The 19,027-nt window shown below is 70.9% G+C and carries 23 protein-coding genes and 2 pseudogenes; 19 read left to right on the plus strand and 6 right to left on the minus strand.

What is annotated here, in order from left to right; all coding sequences use genetic code 11:
* Positions 1-57 precede the first annotated feature (57 nt).
* From AB0F77_RS23205 to AB0F77_RS23215, 3 genes are read left to right on the plus strand one after another with little or no spacing between them, the layout of a single operon-like run.
* Positions 58-633, plus strand: coding sequence for an FABP family protein (locus AB0F77_RS23205; protein ID WP_361951740.1), 576 nt, complete (start codon positions 58-60; stop codon positions 631-633).
* A gap of 31 nt (positions 634-664) precedes the next feature.
* Positions 665-1,102 carry a transcriptional repressor gene (locus tag AB0F77_RS23210; protein ID WP_361951743.1) on the plus strand — a complete coding sequence of 146 codons (438 nt, stop codon included), beginning with the start codon at positions 665-667 and terminating at the stop codon, positions 1,100-1,102.
* A 10-nt stretch (positions 1,103-1,112) separates the two neighbouring features.
* Positions 1,113-2,078, plus strand: coding sequence for a folate-binding protein (locus AB0F77_RS23215; protein WP_361951746.1), 966 nt, complete (start codon positions 1,113-1,115; stop codon positions 2,076-2,078).
* A 31-nt stretch (positions 2,079-2,109) separates the two neighbouring features.
* Here the strand turns inward: AB0F77_RS23215 and dtd are convergent, their stop codons facing one another.
* Positions 2,110-2,535, minus strand: coding sequence for a D-aminoacyl-tRNA deacylase (dtd, locus tag AB0F77_RS23220; protein WP_361951749.1), 426 nt, complete (start codon positions 2,533-2,535; stop codon positions 2,110-2,112).
* A gap of 201 nt (positions 2,536-2,736) precedes the next feature.
* Here dtd and AB0F77_RS23225 point away from each other — a divergent pair, with 201 nt between their 5' ends.
* The 3 genes from AB0F77_RS23225 (at position 2,737) to AB0F77_RS23235 (ending at position 5,929) form a co-directional block, all read left to right on the plus strand.
* The gene (locus tag AB0F77_RS23225) at positions 2,737-3,267 is read left to right on the plus strand and encodes an aerial mycelium formation protein (RefSeq protein ID WP_361951752.1); all 531 of its coding nucleotides are present in this window, start codon (positions 2,737-2,739) and stop codon (positions 3,265-3,267) included.
* Between the two features lie 111 nt (positions 3,268-3,378).
* On the plus strand, positions 3,379-4,629 hold the full coding sequence (locus AB0F77_RS23230; protein ID WP_361951755.1) for a GNAT family N-acetyltransferase: 1,251 nt from the start codon (positions 3,379-3,381) through the stop codon (positions 4,627-4,629).
* Between the two features lie 388 nt (positions 4,630-5,017).
* A complete protein-coding gene (locus AB0F77_RS23235) occupies positions 5,018-5,929 on the plus strand; it encodes a winged helix-turn-helix domain-containing protein (protein WP_361951758.1) in 912 nt (303 codons plus the stop codon).
* Here AB0F77_RS23235 and AB0F77_RS23240 read toward each other — a convergent pair.
* A complete protein-coding gene (locus AB0F77_RS23240) occupies positions 5,924-6,112 on the minus strand; it encodes a hypothetical protein (protein WP_361951761.1) in 189 nt (62 codons plus the stop codon). The genes AB0F77_RS23235 and AB0F77_RS23240 overlap by 6 nt on opposite strands.
* A gap of 148 nt (positions 6,113-6,260) precedes the next feature.
* Between AB0F77_RS23240 and AB0F77_RS23245 the strand changes: the two genes are divergently transcribed.
* Positions 6,261-7,139 (plus strand): GntR family transcriptional regulator, encoded by an 879-nt coding sequence (locus AB0F77_RS23245; RefSeq protein WP_361951764.1) that lies wholly within the window; start codon positions 6,261-6,263, stop codon positions 7,137-7,139.
* Positions 7,088-7,903 (plus strand): HAD family hydrolase, encoded by an 816-nt coding sequence (locus AB0F77_RS23250; protein ID WP_361951767.1) that lies wholly within the window; start codon positions 7,088-7,090, stop codon positions 7,901-7,903. The genes AB0F77_RS23245 and AB0F77_RS23250 overlap by 52 nt, the downstream gene beginning before the upstream one ends.
* Here the strand turns inward: AB0F77_RS23250 and AB0F77_RS23255 are convergent.
* A complete protein-coding gene (locus AB0F77_RS23255) occupies positions 7,887-8,114 on the minus strand; it encodes a hypothetical protein (RefSeq protein WP_361951770.1) in 228 nt (75 codons plus the stop codon). The two genes, AB0F77_RS23250 and AB0F77_RS23255, sit on opposite strands and share 17 nt — an antisense overlap.
* Positions 8,115-8,273: 159 nt before the next feature.
* On the opposite strand from AB0F77_RS23255, the gene AB0F77_RS23260 reads away from it, so the two are divergent.
* Entirely contained in the window at positions 8,274-9,173 is a 900-nt protein-coding gene (locus tag AB0F77_RS23260; RefSeq protein ID WP_361951773.1) for a GntR family transcriptional regulator, read from the plus strand.
* On the opposite strand, the gene AB0F77_RS23265 is transcribed toward AB0F77_RS23260, so the two are convergent.
* Positions 9,159-9,935: an HAD family hydrolase gene (locus tag AB0F77_RS23265; protein WP_361951776.1), complete on the minus strand. Its 777-nt coding sequence runs from the start codon at positions 9,933-9,935 to the stop codon at positions 9,159-9,161. The genes AB0F77_RS23260 and AB0F77_RS23265 overlap by 15 nt on opposite strands.
* Positions 9,936-10,199: 264 nt before the next feature.
* On the opposite strand from AB0F77_RS23265, the gene AB0F77_RS23270 reads away from it, so the two are divergent.
* From AB0F77_RS23270 to AB0F77_RS23285, 4 genes are all read left to right on the plus strand, one after another.
* Positions 10,200-11,273: an aminoglycoside phosphotransferase family protein gene (locus tag AB0F77_RS23270; RefSeq protein ID WP_361951779.1), complete on the plus strand. Its 1,074-nt coding sequence runs from the start codon at positions 10,200-10,202 to the stop codon at positions 11,271-11,273.
* 68 nt (positions 11,274-11,341) lie between these two features.
* A complete protein-coding gene (locus AB0F77_RS23275) occupies positions 11,342-12,511 on the plus strand; it encodes an aminoglycoside phosphotransferase family protein (RefSeq protein WP_361951782.1) in 1,170 nt (389 codons plus the stop codon).
* Positions 12,512-12,605: 94 nt separating this feature from the next.
* A complete protein-coding gene (locus AB0F77_RS23280) occupies positions 12,606-13,229 on the plus strand; it encodes an RraA family protein (RefSeq protein WP_361951785.1) in 624 nt (207 codons plus the stop codon).
* A gap of 12 nt (positions 13,230-13,241) precedes the next feature.
* Positions 13,242-13,742, plus strand: coding sequence for an HAD domain-containing protein (locus AB0F77_RS23285; RefSeq protein ID WP_361951788.1), 501 nt, complete (start codon positions 13,242-13,244; stop codon positions 13,740-13,742).
* A 45-nt stretch (positions 13,743-13,787) separates the two neighbouring features.
* On the opposite strand, the gene AB0F77_RS23290 is transcribed toward AB0F77_RS23285, so the two are convergent.
* Complete coding sequence (locus tag AB0F77_RS23290; RefSeq protein ID WP_361951791.1) at positions 13,788-14,543, minus strand: helix-turn-helix domain-containing protein; 756 nt, start codon at positions 14,541-14,543, stop codon at positions 13,788-13,790.
* 236 nt (positions 14,544-14,779) lie between these two features.
* Here AB0F77_RS23290 and AB0F77_RS23295 point away from each other — a divergent pair, with 236 nt between their 5' ends.
* The 3 genes and pseudogenes from AB0F77_RS23295 (at position 14,780) to AB0F77_RS23305 (ending at position 16,188) form a co-directional block, all read left to right on the plus strand.
* Positions 14,780-15,451: a DUF4097 family beta strand repeat-containing protein gene (locus AB0F77_RS23295; protein ID WP_361951794.1), complete on the plus strand. Its 672-nt coding sequence runs from the start codon at positions 14,780-14,782 to the stop codon at positions 15,449-15,451.
* A 124-nt stretch (positions 15,452-15,575) separates the two neighbouring features.
* Positions 15,576-15,746: pseudogene (locus AB0F77_RS23300) on the plus strand (ABC transporter permease); the annotation flags it as partial.
* Positions 15,747-15,816: 70 nt separating this feature from the next.
* The gene (locus AB0F77_RS23305; RefSeq protein WP_361951797.1) at positions 15,817-16,188 is read left to right on the plus strand and encodes a VOC family protein; all 372 of its coding nucleotides are present in this window, start codon (positions 15,817-15,819) and stop codon (positions 16,186-16,188) included.
* A 63-nt stretch (positions 16,189-16,251) separates the two neighbouring features.
* On the opposite strand, the pseudogene AB0F77_RS23310 reads toward AB0F77_RS23305, so the two are convergent.
* Positions 16,252-16,843: pseudogene (locus AB0F77_RS23310) on the minus strand (alpha/beta fold hydrolase); the annotation flags it as partial.
* Between the two features lie 244 nt (positions 16,844-17,087).
* Here AB0F77_RS23310 and AB0F77_RS23315 point away from each other — a divergent pair.
* The 3 genes from AB0F77_RS23315 to AB0F77_RS23325 all read left to right on the plus strand — a co-directional run bounded on the left by AB0F77_RS23315 (position 17,088) and on the right by AB0F77_RS23325 (position 18,818).
* Positions 17,088-17,579 carry a helix-turn-helix transcriptional regulator gene (locus AB0F77_RS23315; protein WP_361951800.1) on the plus strand — a complete coding sequence of 164 codons (492 nt, stop codon included), beginning with the start codon at positions 17,088-17,090 and terminating at the stop codon, positions 17,577-17,579.
* A 120-nt stretch (positions 17,580-17,699) separates the two neighbouring features.
* Positions 17,700-18,368, plus strand: a complete 669-nt coding sequence (locus AB0F77_RS23320) for a hypothetical protein (protein WP_361951803.1) — start codon at positions 17,700-17,702, stop codon at positions 18,366-18,368.
* Positions 18,369-18,470: 102 nt separating this feature from the next.
* Positions 18,471-18,818 carry a DUF2516 family protein gene (locus AB0F77_RS23325; RefSeq protein WP_361952062.1) on the plus strand — a complete coding sequence of 116 codons (348 nt, stop codon included), beginning with the start codon at positions 18,471-18,473 and terminating at the stop codon, positions 18,816-18,818.
* The last annotated feature ends 209 nt before the right edge of the window (positions 18,819-19,027 follow it).

A 19,027-nucleotide genomic window follows, 5' to 3' on the forward strand; every position in this document is an offset into this window, starting at 1 on the left:
CCGTGAAGAAGCTGTACCAGGGCCAGCGCTGAAACCCCGTCCAGGAAGCCGCACCTCATGATCGAGATCCCGTCCGACCTCCACAAGGACCTGGTCCCCCTCGCGTTCCTGCTCGGCGACTGGGCCGGCGCGGGCGTGCACGACTTCCCCGGCGCCGAGAAGTGCAACTTCGGCCAGGAGGTCACCTTCAGCCACGACGGGCGCAACTTCCTCGAGTACCACTCCCACACCTGGGTGCTGGACAACGACGGGAACAAGGTCCGCCCGCTGGAGACCGAGTCCGGCTTCTGGCGCGTCCACCCGGACCGCAAGGTCGAGGTCACGCTGACCCGCGACGACGGCGTGGTGGAGGTCTGGTACGGCGAACTGGCGGCCAAGAAGCCCCAGATCGACCTGGTCACGGACACCGTCGCGCGCACCGCCGACGCCCGCCCCTACAGCGGCGGCAAGCGGCTGTACGGCTACGTCAAGAGCGACCTCATGTGGGTCGGCGAGAAGCAGACCCCCGAGGTGGAGCTGCGCCCCTACATGTCCGCCCACCTCAAGAAGGTCGTCACCCCGGAGGAGGTCGAGCGCTGGGCCAAGGCCCTCCCCGACGACCTCCCGGACGACGGGATCGCCTTCTTCAAGTAGTCCGCCGCCGTGATGGTCCTAGACTTTCACTGTGGTGAGCACCGACTGGAAGAGCGATCTGCGGCAGCGCGGCTACCGGCTGACCCCGCAGCGGCAACTCGTGCTCGAAGCCGTGGACACCCTGGAGCACGCGACCCCCGACGACATCCTCTGCGAAGTGCGCAGGACGGCGTCGGGGGTCAACATCTCCACGGTCTACCGGACCCTGGAGCTGCTGGAGGAACTGGGCCTGGTCAGCCACGCCCACCTCGGCCACGGCTCCCCGACGTACCACCTCGCGGACCGGCACCACCACATCCACCTGGTGTGCCGGGACTGTCAGAACGTGATCGAGGCGGACGTCTCCGTGGCGGCCGAGTTCACCTCCCGGCTGCGCGACACCTTCGGCTTCGAGACCGACATGAAGCACTTCGCGATCTTCGGCCGCTGCCGCGACTGTTCCTCCGATGGGCCGACCACCACGTCGTAGTCTTGTCGGTATGAAGAGCCCCCTGCTGTCCCTGCCCGGCGCCGTCCCCGCCGAGGGTGTGGACGAAGGTGTCGCCGCCCACTACGGCGACCTGTTCCGCGAGCAGCGCGCCCTCGCCGACGGCACCGGATTCGTCGACCTCTCGCACCGCGGAGTCGTCACCGTCTCCGGCGAGGACCGGCTGAGCTGGCTGCACCTCCTCCTCACCCAGCACGTCAGCGACCTCCCGGCCGGCGAGGCCACCGAGGCGCTGATCCTCTCCGCACACGGCCACATCGAACACGCGCTCTACCTGGTCGACGACGGCGCCACGGTCTGGGCCCATGTCGAGCCCGGCACCCAGGACGCGCTGATCGCGTACCTGGAGTCGATGAAGTTCTTCTACCGGGTCGAGGTCGCCGACCGCACGGCCGACACCGCGGTGGTGCACCTCCCGGCGGGCTCGATCACCGAGACCCCCGACGGCGCCGTGGTGCGCGAGACGCCGTACGGCCGTGACGTCTTCCTGCCCCGCGCCGACCTGGAGGCGTACGCGGAGAAGGCGGGCCCGCCCGTCGGCATCCTCGCCCACGAGGCGCTGCGCGTCGAGCGGCACCGGCCCCGCCTGGGCTTCGAGACCGACCACCGCACGATCCCGCACGAACTGGGCTGGATCGGCACCGCCGTGCACCTCCAGAAGGGCTGCTACCGCGGTCAGGAGACGGTCGCCCGCGTGCAGAACCTGGGCAAGCCGCCGCGCCGGCTGGTCTTCCTGCACCTCGACGGCAGCGAGGTCCACCTGCCCCCGGCCGGCACCGGCATCCACCTCGCCGACGAGGGGCCCGACGGGCGCAAGGTCGGCTTCATCACCACGTCCGTGCGCCACCACGAGCTGGGGCCGGTCGCCCTCGCCCTGGTGAAGCGGAACGTGCCGCTGGACGCCCACCTGGTCGCCGACACGACGGCCGCCGCCCAGGAGGTCGTGGTCGAGCCGTAGCGTCGACCTGAACCTGAACCTGGACCTGGACCTAGACCTCGACGAGGACGGTGAACGGGCCGTCGTTGGTGAGGGAGACGCGCATCCGCGCCCCGAACCGGCCCGTCTCCACCGTCGCGCCCAGCGCGCGCAACTGGGCCACCACCTCGTCCACCAGCGGCTCGGCGACGTCGCCGGGCGCGGCCGCGTTCCAGGTGGGCCGGCGGCCCTTGCGAGCGTCCCCGTACAGCGTGAACTGGCTGATCACGAGCAGCGGGGCGTCGACGTCGCTGCACGACCGCTCGTCGTGCAGCATCCGCAGGGACCACAGCTTGCGCGCGAGCCGGCCCGCCTGCTCCTTGGTGTCGTCGTGCGTGACCCCGACGAGGACGCACAGCCCCTCGCCCTCGATCGCGCCGACCGTCTCGCCGTCCACGACGACGCTCGCGCCGTCCACCCGCTGCACCACCGCTCGCATGGGGACCATGATGCCGGGTGCGCCGGACGGCCGTGCCGGGGGCCTCCCCGAGCATCCCGGCGCCTCCCGGAGACCTCGCGAGTGGTCCTTTTTTGATCTTAAGCGGCCATCCGGGGCCGTTCGGGGGCACTCGGTCACATAGCGGCCGTTCGGGGTGGCACGATGCTCCCGTACGCCGGTCGAGGGGACGGGTAGAGGCACATGAGCACACCGAGTACCGGGCAGCAGACGCCCGGTGCCGTCACGGCGCCGCCCGGCGCCGACGTGGCCCGGCTGAGCCTGCCGGAGCTGCGCGCCCTGCGCCGGGACGCCCAGCGCGACGAGGCGGATCTCAGTTATGTACGGCGGCTGCTCCAGGGCCGGATCGACATCCTGCGCGCGGAGCTGGCCCGCCGGGGCTCGGCCGGCGCCACCGTCGTGGACCGCCTCCCGGAGATCCTCACCGACGCCCCGGCCCGCAACCGCTCCTCGGCCCGCCACGTCACGCTGGGCCCGCCGCACGGCGAGGAGTACGGCAGGCTGGCCGCCGAGATGCTCGCCGAGGTCGAGCTGTCCGACCTCGGGGCCCGCACGGACCGGGAGCTGACCGCGGCGATGGGCCGCCTGATCGGCTACGAGCAGCAGGTCTCCCGCCGCCGCCAGCGCCTCCAGAACACGACGGACAACTGCACGGCGGAGATCGCCCGCCGCTACCGCGTGGGCGAGGCCCAGGTGGACGACCTGCTGCTGTGACCCGGCGGCGTGCTCCTTTTCCGCGGCTGGGGGGAAAGCGGCGTGCTCCTCCTCCCCGGCTCGGGGGAAAAGCGGGCGACAGCCGGGTACTTCCTGCCTAGCGTGGGCGCCATGAGCCCTGCCGCTGACATCGACATCCACGCCGTCACCGAGGACGAGTTCCCCGACTGGCTCCGGGCCGTGCAGACGGGGTTCCTGCGGGCGCCGACCGTGTCGCCCGAGACGCTGGAGGCCCGCCGCGAGCAGTTCTCCGCCGGCCGTTTCGTCGGAGCCTTCGACGCCGGCCGCTGCGTCGCGACGTTCCGTTCCTTCCCGCAGGAGGTCACGGCGGTCGGCGGCGCCCCCGTCCGGGCCACCGGCATCACCGGGGTCACCGTCACCGCGACCCACCGCCGCCGCGGCCTGCTCACCCGCATGATGGGGCAGGACCTCAGGCGCGCGAAGGACGACGGCGACGTGGTGGCCACGCTGATCGCCGCCGAGTACCCGATCTACGGCCGCTACGGCTTCGGGCCCGCCACCTGGACCTCCCAGTGGACGATCGAGGTCCCGCGCACCGGCTTCGACCCCCGCTGGTCGGGCCCGGACGACGGCGGCCGCATCGACCTCGTGGACGCCGAGGAGGTCCGCAAGACCGGCCCCGAACTGCACGAGCGCATTCGCCGCACCCAGCCCGGCGCGGTCAGCCGCACCGACATGTGGTGGCGGATGAACACCGGCGCCGTACGCCTCGACTCCGACTGGACCGAGCCGTTCTACGCCCTGTACCGCTCGGCGTCCGGCGAGGTCGAGGGCCTGGTGTCGTACGAGTGCGACGACGACTGGCGGCAGAAGCAGCCGCACGACACGGCCGACGTGAACTGGCTGATCGCCTCGACGCCGGCGGCCGAGCGCGCCCTGTGGCACTACCTGTGCTCGATCGACTGGATCACCAAGGTCAAGACCGGCTGGCGCGGCCCCGACGACCTGCTGCCCTTCTTCCTGCCCGACCCGCGCGCCGCCCGCCTCACGGACCACGCGGACTGGCTCTGGATCCGCGTCCTGGACGTCGTACGGGCCCTGGAGGCGCGGACGTACGAGGGGACGGGCGGCCTCGTGCTGGAGGTGGTGGACCCCGCGGGGCTGAGCGGCGGCCGCTACCGCCTGGACGCCTCGCCCGCGGGCTCCTCCTGCGCGCCCACCACCGCGACCGCCGAACTCACCCTGGGGGCGTCGGAGTTGGCCGCCCTGTGGCTCGGGGACGAGTCGGTGGCACGGCTGGCCGCGCTGGGCCGGGTCCGGGAAGAACGAGAGGGCGCCGCCCGTGAGGCCGACGCCCTGCTGCACACGCCCCGGCGACCGTGGTGCCCGGACCTGTTCTGAGTGTTCCTTCCTGCCGACCGACAGTGCTGAGCGGTGGTGCTGAGCAGTGGTGCTGAGCAGTGGTGCTGACTCATCCGTGCTGACTCATCCGTAGCGAGCTGTTCAGTTGTGACTGTGCTCTGCGCTTGTTGAGTTGTCGGTGTTCAGTTGTGGCTGTGCGGGGGCGGCCGTAGAGCGGTGGTCTCCGGCAGCGGCGGTTCGACCGTGGTCGAGCCGGACCGACCGAGCTCCCGGCTCCCCTCCGGAAGGGAGCCCGGTCGGCCAACCACCAGGAAGTGCGACCATGTTGCTCAAGTTGGCTACCAACTTACTGTACTTATCTCCGCTTGGAAGCGGCTCATAACCACCTTCCCATGAACTGCCCAAAGATGGCGAGAAGTTGTAGTGTTTGTGCGTGGAACCGGAAAATGCCCCCGTCAATGGTCGGGAGACGTCACGACGGCCACAGAGGTCCCACCACGAGGTGGCCGACGAACTGCGCACCAGGATCCGCTCCGGCGTACTGCGACCGGGACAGCGCATGCCCACCCAGGCGAAGCTGGCGGACGAGTTCGGCGTCGAAAGGGGCGCGGTCCGTCAGGCGCTGCGCATCCTCCAGTCGGAGCGGCTGCTCACCAACGTTTCGAAGGGCGCCCCGGCCACCGTCGCCCCCGACCTGGGCCGGGATCCCGTCCCCGAGGGCCCCGCGTCACCGCCGCAGCCCACCATGGTGGCCCTTGCCCCGCGCATAGCCGCCGCGTTCGCCGAGCCGCACGTCGAGATCGACGCCCTGTGCCTGACCTCGGTCTCCCTCACCCTCGCCATCGGTGAGCCGCTGCGCCGCATCCACGCGGGGGTACTGAAACCGGCCAAGGTCGACGTCCGTGTCCTGCTGCCCAGCCGGGACATCGACCTCGCCTTCCCGGCGCCGGTGGACTCCTCGGCCGCGGGCCTGCTGCACCGGCGCTGGCTGGCCCAGCGCAACGCCCAGGGGCAGGTGCTGCGGCACAATCTGCTGGCACTGCGCGCCACGCACGGCATCGACGTCCACGTCACGTTCCGGGCGCTGCCGTTCACGCCGCCGGTGAAGCTGTACCTGCTCAACGGCTCGGAGGCGCTGTTCGCGTACTACACGCTGACCCGGCGTGCGCGGGAGGTCGAGCACGAGCACCTGGAGATGTACGACTCCGACGGCACCCGCTCGATGCTGTTCGGCTTCCGACAGGGAGCGGGACTGCGCGACACCACGTTCGTCGAGCAGTCCCACCTGTGGTTCAACGCCCTGTGGGAGACGATCAGTTCGGATCTGCACCTGTCATAGGGCGGGGCCGGCGACCAGCACGGCGAGCAGAACCGCGCCCGCGGAGCTGACGGCCGGGCTCTTGGCCTTGACGCCTATGGTGAGCAGCATCAGACCGACGATTCCGGTGGCACCGTACTTCCACTGCACGAGCTGTTCGAAGCCGACGACGAAGACCGCGGAGATGAGGGCGAGGGTCGGCACGGTGATTCCCCCTTCGGGCTGCCAGGAAGCAAAACTTCCGCCAACTCCTGAAAGTTGGCAGCCAACTATGCTTATGTTGTCCCCACTTGGCTACTATCCATAAACAACTTCCGGGCAACTCCCGTCAGATGGATCGAAGTTGTAGCGTTTGGTCGTGACTCAGGAGAACGTGGCAGTGAACGGCAGCAGAAGGCTCACGCCGCAGGAGATCGCCGAGGCCCTGCGGGAACGCATCCGCACCGGCGACCTCAAGGCGGGGGACCGCCTGCCCACACAGGCCGAACTCGCCGAGGAGTTCGGTGTGGAACGCGGTGCCGTCCGCCAGGCCCTGCGCGCGCTCCAGGACGACGGCCTGCTCAGCAACGTCAGCAAGGGCAGCCCGCCCCGCATCGCCGAGCCGGCCCCCGCCGTGGACGAGCCCCAGCCGACGATGGTGAGCCTCGCGCCCCGCCTGGCCGAGGCGTTCGCGGCACCGCAGGTGCGGATCGACGCGGTCTGCCTCACCGCCGAGACCCTGATGCTGGCGCTGGGCGAGCCGCTGCGCATGATCCACGAGGACCGGGCCCGCCCGAGCCGCATCGACGTCCGCATCCTCCTGCCGTCCCGCGAGATCAACCTCGCCTTCCCGGTCCCCGTGGAGGGCCGGGGCGACGCCGACCCGGTGCACGAACGCTGGCTCGCGATGCGCAACGCCCAGGGCCAGGTGCTCAAGTACAACCTGAACGCCCTCCGCGGCACCCACGACATCGACGTCCACGTCACGTTCCGCGCCCTGCCGTTCACCCCGCCGGTGAAGCTGTACCTGCTCAACGGGTCCGAGGTCCTGATCGGCTACTACATGGTGACCCGCCGCGAGGAGGCGACGGACTCGGGAAAGCTGGAGATGTACGACACCCTCGGCTCCAAGTCCCTGCTGTTCTCCTTCGAGAAGCGCAGGGGACAGCGGGACCAGGCGTTCGTCGAGCAATCCCAGAAGTGGTTCGACGCCCTCTGGGAAACCATCACGACGGACCTGACACTCTCCTAGTGACCTCTGATACGACGCAGACTGAAGCGGTGACGGAAGACACGGAGCGAGAGATCGAGGAGCTGCGCGCACGGATGCGGTCCGCCCGGGTCGTCCTCTGGGACTTCGACGGTCCGATCTGCCGTCTGTTCGCCGGATATTCGGCGACCAAGGTGGCCGGCGAACTGGTGGACTGGCTCGCGGTGCGCGGGATGCGCAACCTGCTCACCGCGGAGGAGCGGGTCGATCCGGACCCGCACGTGGTGCTGCGTGCCGTCGACCGACGTCACCCCCGCAGCGATCTGGTGACCGCGATCGAGGAACACCTGACGGCGGAGGAACTGCGCGCCGTTCCCTCCGCGATGCCCACCGCCTGGGTGGACCCGGTGATCCGCACCTGGTCGGCCGTCGGCGCCCGGCTGGCGATCGTCACGAACAACTCTCCCGTCACGGTGCGCCAGTACCTCACGGGCCGCGGACTCCACGACTGCTTCGCCCCCCATGTGTACGGCCGGACGACGGACCTGGACCGCCTCAAGCCCGACCCGCACTCCCTGAACCGCGCGCTGAGCGCGACCGGAGCCGATCCCGCGGCCTCCCTGATGATCGGCGACTCCCCGTCGGACGTCGCCGCCGCGCGGAAGGCCGGCGTCCCCTTCCTGGGCTACGCCCGCAACGCGCAGAAGGAGGAGCTGCTGCGGGACGCGGGCGCGGAGGTCGTCGTCGACTCGTTCGCGCCCGTGCTGCGCGAGCTGCGGCGGCGGGATTTCACGCCTGGGTCATGAGCAGGACGAAGACCACGGCACCGAGCGACAGACAGACGGTGCCGTGGGATTGGCCTGCCTTGCCGGTGTCACGGCCCTCCGCCGAACCGGAGGGCCGGAGCGCCGCCGTCAGGGCGAGGAGTGTCAGGACACCGAGGAACCCGTAGTACGCCTGGACAAGGTGATCGAGGCCCATCATGACCAGCGCCGACACCAGTCGAGAAAGGATCATTACTCCCCCAGCTTCCATTTCCCGAGAAGCGATCAACTAGCGGTCCAATTGGACTGGTTGACTCTTTTTGGTTCTGCCCGGAGGGGTAGATCCTCTAACCGTCAGTCAAGTTGGGCTGTAACCGGTTTGCTCATGACCGATGAGCGGTACGGTCGGCGTGTGGACGGCGAGCACATCAGCGAGAGCAGTGGCAGGGAGTTCCAGCGCGTCGCGGACGAGCTGCGCACGCGGATGATCGACGGCACCTACCGCAAGGACACGCTGCTCCCGCCCCAGCGCGAACTGGCCGACAGCTTCGGTGTCTCGCGCGACACCATCCAGCGGGTCCTCAAGGAGCTGAAGAGCGAGGGCTGGATCGAGACGCGCCAGGGCAGCGGATCCCGCGTGATCAAGACGCAGATCATCCAGTCCGTGCGGGCGGGGGACCGCGACGGCGGCATGCCCACCCTGAGTGACCTGCTCAGCGACGCCTTCGAACAGCAGGTGGTGACCCTGGACGTCCACACCCTGACGTCGGAGGCCCTGGACGCCCACATCAGGACCCAGGTGGCACGCATAGCCAGCGGCACGATCGCCCCGCAGCGCATCTCCCTGCGCATGCTGCTTCCCGACGAGGACCTGCTGTTCCCCTACGGGCGGAGCAGGGAGCGCGCGCACGACCAGCAGCTCAGGACGCGCTTCCTCGACATCACCCACCGGCACATCGAGTCCCTGCGTACCGCGCTCGACGACCTGAAGTCCTGGAAGCCGGAGCTGGAGACGAGCTTCGAACTGCGCCACCTGAAGGCGGTGCCGACCAGCAAGCTGTACCTGTTCAACGGGGTGGAGGCACTGCACGGCTTCTACGAGGTCAGACAGCGCAGCATAGAGCTGGACGGCGGCACCGAGGTCGACGCCATCGATGTGTGGGGCCTCGGTACCACGCTCACCCACCACGTCATGGACGAGGACGACCCCGGCTCCCCGGGCAGCGTGTTCGTCAGGAGCGCCCAGGAGTGGTTCGACTCGGCCTGGGACCTGCTCACCCGGGAGTCGCCCTGGTGGTCAGCGGACGGTTAGGGCTTGCCGGACGGGCCCCGGCAGCCGCTCGACGATCTCCAGGTGCGAGGACACCACCGCGTTCGCCCCACCCTGCCGCATGTCCTCGGCCCGCTCCGGGTCCGTGGTGTGGCCGAGGAAGCAGGTCCCCGCGGCACGGGCCGCCTTGAGGTCCGTGAGCTGGTCGCCCACCAGGAGACAGGCGGAGGCCGGTAGCGAGAGGAACGCCAGGGCGCGGTTCACACAGTGCGGATCGGGCTTCATCAGACGCGCGTCATGGGGGTCCCGGCCGAAGACGGCGCCGAACGCGTCGGTGAGCCCCACGTCCGGGCGGCCGAGGTACCGGCGGATGGGGGCCTCGGCGTTGTTGCTGACGACGACCAGCGGGATGCCGCGTCCGCGCAGCAGCTCCACCAGGCCGCCGATGTGCGGGGCCGGTGCGGCGTGCGTCGCGGCCTCGGCCTCCAGCGCGGTGACCCGCTCCTCCGCGGCGGTCAGCGGGGTCCTGTCCCGCAGCCGCGGGGCGGACCGCTCGTACATGTCGGCGAGGCGGCGCAGGATGTCGTGGGAGTCGTCACAGGACTCGACCTCCGGGTCGAGCCGGCCCCAGTGCCGCCGTGCCACGGCCTTGACCTCGTCCGCCACCCCCGCCGTGGACGTGCGCCCGAACAGGTCGCACACCGGGCCGTCGAAGTCGAGCAGCACGGCACGGGTGCCGGCGAGCAGGTCCCGCAGGCCGTCCTGATCCCCGGCGGCGTCGTCCGGGGGCCTCCAGTCGGTCATCGCGTCAGTCTCCCCCAGCGGAACGCCCGCACGCCAGCGACGCGGCCCCGGGGGCGAGCGCTTGTGGAGGTTCGCTCACAAAGACACCGGTTCGCCCGCCGGCGGGTACCTCCCCCACCGGATGGCGGGTTCTCCAGCGATGCTTTACTCCCGTGGAGTAACGTGCGTCCCCACTTACCACTGCGTCACTCGTGACGCCGCGTCACCCTCACGACCGCGTCACCGCTCCCTGTCGGCACCACCGGAACGGGCTGAACCCAGCCGATGACACCTCGACCAGTCTCCGCCCTTCGGCACCGGGCCGACGAGATGAGCGGCGACGCGAGCGTGGTCCTGGGCCCGCTGGAGGGGTACCACCACGAGACGTACGTCTTCCCCCTGCCGGACGGGACGCGGGTGGTGAAGTGCCGGGAGCCGCGTGCCCACATCCTCTGGTTCGACCGCAGGTGCTTCGGGTCGGAGGAGGAACTGCTCCGGGCGCTGAAGGGGCACGTGGCCAGGGTCCCCGAGATCGTCGACATAGAGGGCGTCGGGCTCCAGGGGTTCATCGAGGGCCGCACCCTCGGCCCCGGCCGGTGGCCCACGCGCCGGGTGCCCGACGAGATCCTCGACCAGATCGTCGGCCTGTTCCGGGACATGGTCCGCCTCTCGCCGGACCGGCTGCGGCACGTCGATCGCCGCTGTCTGCCCGAGGACCGCGCCGAGGACGGGGACAGCGACGGGTTCCTGGAACGGCTCGTCGTCTTCAGCGAGGAGAACGTCCACAACCGCAACAGCGCGCGGTTCGGCTCGCTGTACCGGGCGTTCGGGGTGCGCGAGGATTCGTTCACACGGCTGCGCAAACGGGTGCTGGGGCTGCGGCAGCGCCCCTTCTGCCTGCTGCACGCGGATCTGCACCGGGAGAACTTCATCGTCGATCCGCAGCGCCGACTGTGGACGATCGACTGGGAGTTGGCCATGCTCGGCGATCCGCTCTACGACCTCGCGACCCATCTGCACCTGATGCGCTACCGGGCCGACCAGGAGACGCGGATGGTCCGGGACTGGTGCGAGGCCGTGGAAGGCGTACGGCCGGGAAGCTCGTACGGGTGGCAGCAGGACCTGGAACGCATCCTCGAGTTCAAGCGGGCGCAGTCCGTGTTCACCGACGTGATCCGTGTGTCGCTTTCACTGGTGGACGGAACGGATCTCAACTGGTTCGCCCTGCCCAGGGCCACGCGCAAACTGCACCGGGCGCTGACCGCCGCCGCCGCACCGCTGGGGCTGGATACGGTACCGAGCCGTGCGGACATCGGGGCGGCGCTCGTCGGATGGCACCGGGATCAGCGCACGGCGTAACGGCGGGGGCCGGTGTTCGTATGCTTGTATCCGCTTAGGTGATGGCCCGAGCAACCAGGAGTGGCCCAGTGGCGGCACCTCACCCTCCCCGACGTCCCCTCGGGGAACGCACCGACGCCCCCCGATCCGGCGCCCTCCTCGCGGACTTCGTGCGCACCGCCGAACTGGCGGGCCGGGCCGTCAGCGGGTTTCACAACCGGAACTACGTGCTGCCGTTGACGGCGGACGTGGCACGGCTGCTGGGGCGCGCACCGGGTCTGCCCGTGACCGTGCGCATCCGCCGCACGGAGGCCCTGCCGGTGGTGATCAGGACCTGGGCGAACGAGTCCGAGATCCTCACCGCCGTCGGACGGAGGCTGCCGCACGTGCCCGAATGCCTCGTCAGGGGCGACGGGTTCGCCGTCCACAGCTATGTGGACGGTGTTCCGCTCTCCAGCGTCTGCGCGGGCGGCAAGCCCGTCGACCGGCTGCTCCTGGGGTCGCTCGCCGGGCTGTTGGCGCAGATGACCCGGGTGCGACGGGCGGAGCTGCCGCCGCTGCCGTGGCTCTGGCCGAGCGACGGCGCGGACAGCCGGGGATTCCTGTGGACACTGGCCCACCTCGCCGACCGCCAGATACGACGGCCCAACGCGCCTGTGTTCGGGGGCCTGTTCAGCGCCCTCGGCATACCCGAGGACGCGCTCGTCCGCTGGGGGGAGCGGGTACCGGCCCTGACCCGGCGGCCCTTCGGCCTGCTCCACGCGGACCTGCACCGGGACAACCTGATCCTGTCCCACGACGGCGCGTCCCCGCCCGTGATGTGCGTCGACTGGGAACTGGCCAGCTTCGGCGACCCGTTGCACGACCTCGCCACCCATCTCGTCCGCATGCGCTACCCGGCCCACCAGTGGCCCGAGGTGGTCGACGCCTGGGCGGACGCGATGGCCCACGAACGCCCGGCGGCCGTCCGCGGTCTGGCCGAGGACCTGCGGTGGTACGTCGCCTTCGAGCGGGCCCAGTCCGTGTATCCCGACGTGATGCGGGCCGCCCGGTCGTTGGAGGGCCCCCGGGACCAGAAGGCGCTGCACGAGGCCACGGCGGTGGTACGCCGGGCCCTGGAGACCGCGGCCGAGCCCCTCGGGCTGCGCAGGGTGCCGGAGCCCGCGGAGATCGAACGTTTACTCACCCGCTGGCGGACCTCACGCGGCACCGGGACCCGGGTCTCCCGGACCGACCGCACGAGGACCCGTCGTCGCTGACGACCCCCTCACCGCGACCGTTCAGGCGTACCCCGGCCCGCTCGCGGTCCTCGGCCGGCCCGGTGGGCGTGGCCGGAACGCTACCGTCGGGTTCATGACTGACGCCCGCGAATTCCAGGACCTTCCGACCACCACCCTCGCCGACCTCCTCGGCCGCGCGCAGGTCATGGACATCGGCGTCCGGCCGCTGTGGGACCCGGTCCCGCGCGTGGCCGGTCCGGCGTTCACCGTGAGCTGCCCGCCCGGCGACAACCTGATGCTGCACGCCGCGATCCACCGCGCCGGACCCGGTTCGGTGATCGTCGTCGAGTCGGGCGACCTGGAGTACGCGCTGGCCGGCGGCAACGTGTGCGCGGTGGCCCAGCGGCGCGGGGTCGCCGGGTTCGTCCTCGACGGCACCATCCGCGACCTGCCCGAGGTGCGCGAGATGCGCTTCCCCGTGTTCGCGCGCGGCGCCGTCCCGATCCCGGGCGTGAAGAAGGCCGTACGCCCGCTGAACGAGCCGGTGCGCTGCGGGGGCGTGCGGATCGAGCCGGGGGACGTGGTGGTGGCCGACGAGGAGGGCGTCGTGGTGGTACCGGCGGCGCGCACGACGGAAACGGCGGCGTCGGCGCGCGCGGTCCTGGCGGAGGAGGCCGCCGAGACGCTCGACGCGTGGGAGTCGGCCCACCGGGCGCGCATCGACGGCATCCTCGCCGCGAGCGGCTTCGCGGACTGAACCGGCCGTGTGATGCTGCTCTTCCTCGACATCGACGGGACGCTGCTCCCGTTCGGGGCGGTGGAGCCGTACCGCGAGTACGAGCCCCTTCCCGGCCCGCCGCCCGACGCGGGCGCGCATCCGCTGCTGACCCGGATCGACCCGGCGCTCGGCCCCCGTCTCGCGGCGCTGGGCTGCGAGCTGGTGTGGGCGACGACCTGGATGGACGACGCGAACACGGTCGTCGCGCCGTGGCTCGGACTGCCGCCGCTGCCGGTCGTGGAGTGGCCGGACGAGGAGGCGCCACCGGCGCTGCTGCACTGGAAGACCCGGCCCCTCGTCGCCTGGGCCGCCGGCCGCCCGTTCGTCTGGATCGACGACGAACTCACCGAGGCGGACCGGGCCTGGGTCGCCGCCCACCACACCCCACCCGCCCTCCTGCACCGGGTGGAGCACCAGTACGGCATCACGGACACCGACGTCACGAACGTACGGGACTGGCTGCGGGCCCATACGGCACCGCGGAACCGGTGACCCGGCCGCCACCGGACGTACGAGGGGCGGGGTCTCCCGGGTCGGCTACGTGCGGTCCGTGACCGGTCCGGCCGTGTCGTCCGCGGGTGCGGCCGTCTTCGAGTGGAGGACCTCGCGGGCCTGTTCGGCGGCGCGGGCGATGCTCTCGGAGACGAAGTCGACGAAGCGGGCGATGTTCTCCAGGCGGGTGGCGGCCGGGGTGCCGGGGCCGAGGACGCCGACGCCCTGCCGCGCGGTGTCGCCGAGGTGGGCGGTGGCGCGGGCGCTGGCCATCGTGGACTGGTACATCACGTCGTCGTCGACGACGTAGCGCTCACGGCGGCGTTCGTCGCGTTCGCGGCGCACGAGGCCCTGGCTCTCCAGGAACGCGATGGCCTTGGAGACGGTCGCCGGGCTGACCTGGAGGCGCCCGACGAGTTCGGACGCGGTGAGGCTGCCCGCGTCGGTGGTGTAGAGGCAGACCAGCACCCGGGCCGTCATCCTCGGCAGGCCCGACTGCATGAAGACGGTGGTCAGCAGCTCCTCGTACGCGCGTACGGCCTCGGCGTCGCGCCCGTGGGGCTGCGGGGACGTGTCCGCGTCCCGGGGCGTGGCCCGCCTGCGGCGGTGGGCGCGGTGCTCGGTGGCGCGGTGGGCGAGGTCGGCGCGGTAGGCGGTGGGGCCGCCGTTGCGCAGCACCTCGCGGGTGATCGTCGAGGTCGGACGGTCGAGGCGTCTGGCGATCTCGGCGTAGGCGAGGCCGTCGGCCAGTCCCAGCGCGATCTGCTGGCGTTCCTGCTGGGTGAGCCTGCCTCCCGGCATCGCGGTCTCCTTCGTGGTGGTCCGTGGGTGACTCCAGCATAGCGTTCGACTTTCATCCATTGCAACGAACGACTTCCACGACTGTTGCGTTAGATTCAGACTCGTTGCAACGATTTATCGGTGTCTACCTGCACTGATGGAAGTTGCATGCAACGAAGTTGTTGCCGGATCTATGAACGCAACGTAGCGTTTCCTGTGTCGGAAACAACGAGCACCAGCGAGCACAGGAGAGTGCGATGCAGAAGTTCACCACCCCCGCCCCGATCTCCGCCGTCCTCGACATCCCCGCGGGACGCATCCGGTTCATCGCCGCCGACCGCACCGACACCGTGGTCGAGGTCCTGCCCGCGGACGCCTCGAAGGGCCGCGACGTGACGGCGGCCGAGCGGATCGAGGTCGTCCACGACGACGGCGTCCTGCGGATCGGCGCCCCGGCGGCGAAGAACCGCGTCCTCGGCCCCTCCGGGTCGGTCGAGGTGACGGTCCGGCTGCCCGCGGGCTCCCGCGTCGAGGCCAAGGCGGCCAGTGCCGAGTTCCGCGGCGTCGGCCGGCTCGGCGACGTCGCCTTCGAGGGCCAGCAGGCCACGGTCAAGCTCGACGAGGCCGACGGCGCCCTCCTCACCGTCCTCGCGGGCGACATCTCGGTCGGCCGCCTGGGCGGGTCCGCGGAGATCAGCACCCAGAAGGGCGACATCCGCGTTGCCGAGGCCGTACGCGGCACGGTCACGCTGCGCACCGAGCACGGCGAGATCTCGCTCGGCGCCGCCCACGGGGTCTCCGCCTCCCTGGACGCCGGCACCGCCCACGGCCGGATCCGCAACACGCTCAAGAACGCCGACGGCGCCGCCGCCGGCCTGACCGTCCGGGCGACCACCGCCTACGGCGACATCACCGCCCACAGCCTGTGAATCGGCGGCCGAACCCGTGGCTGAACCCGCAGCCGAAGCCGCTGCGGGTTCAGCCACCGCCGAAGCGGCAGCCGCAGCCGCGACCGAACCCGCGGCTCAATCCGTAGCCGAACCCGTAGCCCTCCGGCCGATCGCCGAGTACCAGCCCTTCACCCTGGCCATCGAAACCCTGCGCGGCCTGCTCCTCGGCACCGGCATCGGCCACAACGGCTGGCTCACCGTGGCCTGGTGCCTGTCCCTCACGATCCTCGGCCACCTCTGGACAACCAGGAAATTCACCCAGGCCCCGAGGTGACGAGCGGCAGCTGTCTTTGGAGATCTCTAGGGTGTGTGCGGCGGAAGTCCACTGGTCGGCCGGAGGTGCCATGTCCCTGCAGATGAAGTTGGCCGCGATAACGCTCGACTGCCCTGACCCGCTCACTCTGGCGGCGTTCTACCGGCAGGCCACCGGTCTCGAACCGCATCCGAAGTCGGACGCGGACTTCGCGGGTCTCAAGCGTGAGGACGGCCTCTTCATCGGATTCCAACGGGTCGACGACTACCGGGCCCCGCACTGGCCCGAGCAGACGGTCCCCCAACAACTGCACCTCTGCTTCGACGTCCCGGACCTGGACGAGGCCGAGGCCCGACTGCTGGAACTGGGGGCGAACAAACCCGACCACCAGCCTCACGACGCCACCAGAGCACGGGTACTCACCGACCCCGCCGGCCACCCTTTCTGCATCTGTCGAGCCTGACGCACCGGACTGGCGGCACGGCCCCTGCGGCAACCCCCCGATTGGGGCGAGCGGAAGGCCGGCATCGTCGGCCAGGCGTACATACGTTTTGGGAATCCGCCCCCAGGTCGTGGCCTGTGCCCGGTCGGTGGACGTACCGACATCAAGGTTTTCATCGGGCTGCAAGGTGTTCAGGAAGGTCCGGAACTCGTCATCGGTGAGGTCGGCGGCGAGCGCTCGCTTGAACGCGGCGAGCGCTGCCGGGTCGGCGGTGCGGAAGTTGGTCCGGAGCAGACCGAGTTCGGCCGGGTTCCCGACGAGCGTGGCAGCGAAGACTCCCGCGTCGACGTCCGCCATCTCCGGCTGGGCGTAGTAGTCGCTCACGTCCAGGTCGACGGGGCACCAGGCGGCGACGTAAGCGATCCGGTCGATCAGCTCGGGCCGGGCGTTGGCGACGGCGGTGGTCGTGATGCCGCCCCGGCTGTGGGCGACGAGGATGGTGGGCCCGTTCCGCTTGGCCCGTTCGAGGATTTCGATCACGCGGGCGACGTTCCGCGGCGAGTGCGTCGAGATCCTGAGGAGCCTGGTAGGTCGCGGGGAAGGTCGCCTCGAATCCGTGCCCCGGAAGGTCGACCGCGGCCGAGCGGTGCCCGAGTAAGGCGAGCTCGGCCTGCAGCGGTGCATCGGGAAGCGGCGGTAGAAGCGCCGTGACCGCCGTACCCCCACAAGACCGGAACTCTCCAGAACTTGCCTACACACGACCGGGACAGCCGCGCATGCCCACAGAAGAGCGGGGCTGCCTGCACATCGCAGAGACAGGACGGCCGAGGAGGTGGCGGGATGGGCCGGGGGTGTGGTGGGGTGCACTGTTGCAAGCGGGGTGCTTGCAATTGTTAGCGGGGGTGGGGCAAGGTGGAGACATGGCATCGCTCAACGTCGGCAATCTCGGTGAGTACCTGCGTGAGCAGCGGCGCAACGCGCAGCTCTCGCTCAGGCAGCTCGCCGACGCCGCCGGGGTGTCCAATCCGTATCTGAGCCAGATCGAGCGCGGGCTGCGCAAGCCGAGCGCCGAGGTGCTGCAACAGGTCGCCAAGGCCCTGCGCATCTCCGCGGAGACGCTGTACGTCCGGGCCGGCATCCTCGACGCGGAGCGCGAACTCGACGAGGTCGAGACGCGCGCCGTCATCCTCGCCGACCCCACGCTCAACGAGCGGCAGAAGCAGGTGCTGCTCCAGATCTACGAGTCCTTCCGCAAGGAGAACGGATTCGGCGGCGACGGTACGGAGACCTCCCGGCCCGACGACGACACCGCCGAGCCCGGCACCCGCACGGAGGCCGACGGCGCGGCACACGGCGTCACCACAACAGAACACGGCACCGGCTCCGGGCGCAGACCCGGCGTCGGCGCCTGACCCGGCGCCGTGGACCCCGCTCCGCGGCGGACGGCCGGTCCAACCGGACCAGGGCAGCCGGCCGGCCACCACGGACCACACACACCCTCAGCCGAACGTGAATCCGGGAGGACTCTCACCATGGACATCAGTAACGACCTGCGCAAGACCCTCAGCGACCCGACCCCGCTCTACTTCGCCGCCGGCACCGCCGACCTCGCCCTCCAGCAGGCCCGCAAGGTCCCCGCGCTGGTCGAGCAGCTGCGCTCCGAGGCCCCCGCCCGGATCGAGGCCGTGCGCCACACCGACCCGAAGGCCGTGCAGGAGCGGGCCGCCGCCCGCGCCAAGGAGGCGCAGCAGACCCTCCAGTCCAAGGTCAACGAGTTCTTCGGCACCATCGACGGCGACCTCAAGAAGCTCGGCGAGTCCGCCCAGGACCTCGCCCTGCGCGGGGTCGGCGTCGCCGCCGAGTACGCCGTCAAGGCCCGCGAGACGTACGAGAAGGTCGCCGAGCACGGCGAGCTGACCGTGCGGAGCTGGCGCGGCGAGGCCGCCGAGGGCATCGAGGACATCGCCGTCGCGGTCGAGCCCAAGGCGGAGCCGGTCGAGGTGAAGGAGGAGGCCAAGGCGGCGCCGAAGCCTGCCCCGACCGTCACCTCCACCCCGCCCGCCGCTTCCGTCCCCACCGCCGCTTCCGCCCCGACCGTCGCCCCCACCCCGGCCGATGTCGAGGCGGCTGACAGGCCCAGCGCGAAGAAGCCCCCGGTGCGCAAGCCCACCGCGAAGAAGACGACCCCGCCCGCCAAGTAGGGTGACGCGGATACGGAACGGGCCGGGCACCCTTGGGGTGCCCGGCCCGTTCTATGGGTACGGTGGCGGCGTAGGAGTCGGAGAGTACGGGCGGTGGACAGCATGCTGATGTTGGGCTTCACGGGCTTCCTGGGACTGTTGAAGATCGTCATGATGGCGCTCTCCGCGTTCGGGCTGGTCGACGCGGTGTTCCGCAGGGAGGACGCCTTCCGCGCGGCGGACAAGCAGAACAAGATCTTCTGGCTGATCATCCTGGCGATCGCGCTGGTGGTCAGCTACCTGTTCTCGATCCTGTCGATCCTGCCGATCGCCGGCGTGATCGCGAGCATCGTCTACATCGTGGACGTCCGCCCCGCCGTCAAGCAGGTCTCCGGCGGCAGCGGCTGGCGCCGCGGCCGGGGCGGCAGCAGCAGCGACGGCCCCTACGGCCCCTACAACGGCGGCCGCTGACCCCACCGCCCCGGGCTTACTGCCCGGCCGCCGACTGTCCGGCCGCCGCCCGAGGCAGCCTGGCGCTCGGCCCCGACCCGCCGCTCAGTCCCGGCCCGGCCCACTACCGGGCCCTGGTTCCCGGCCACTGCCCGGCCCCGCCCGTCCCGTCGCCGCCCGAGGCGGCCCGGCGCTCGTCCCGGCGTCCAGCCTGGCCCGCCGCTCAGTCC

Source organism: Streptomyces sp. NPDC026672, from assembly GCF_040638185.1.
GTDB lineage: Bacteria > Actinomycetota > Actinomycetes > Streptomycetales > Streptomycetaceae > Streptomyces.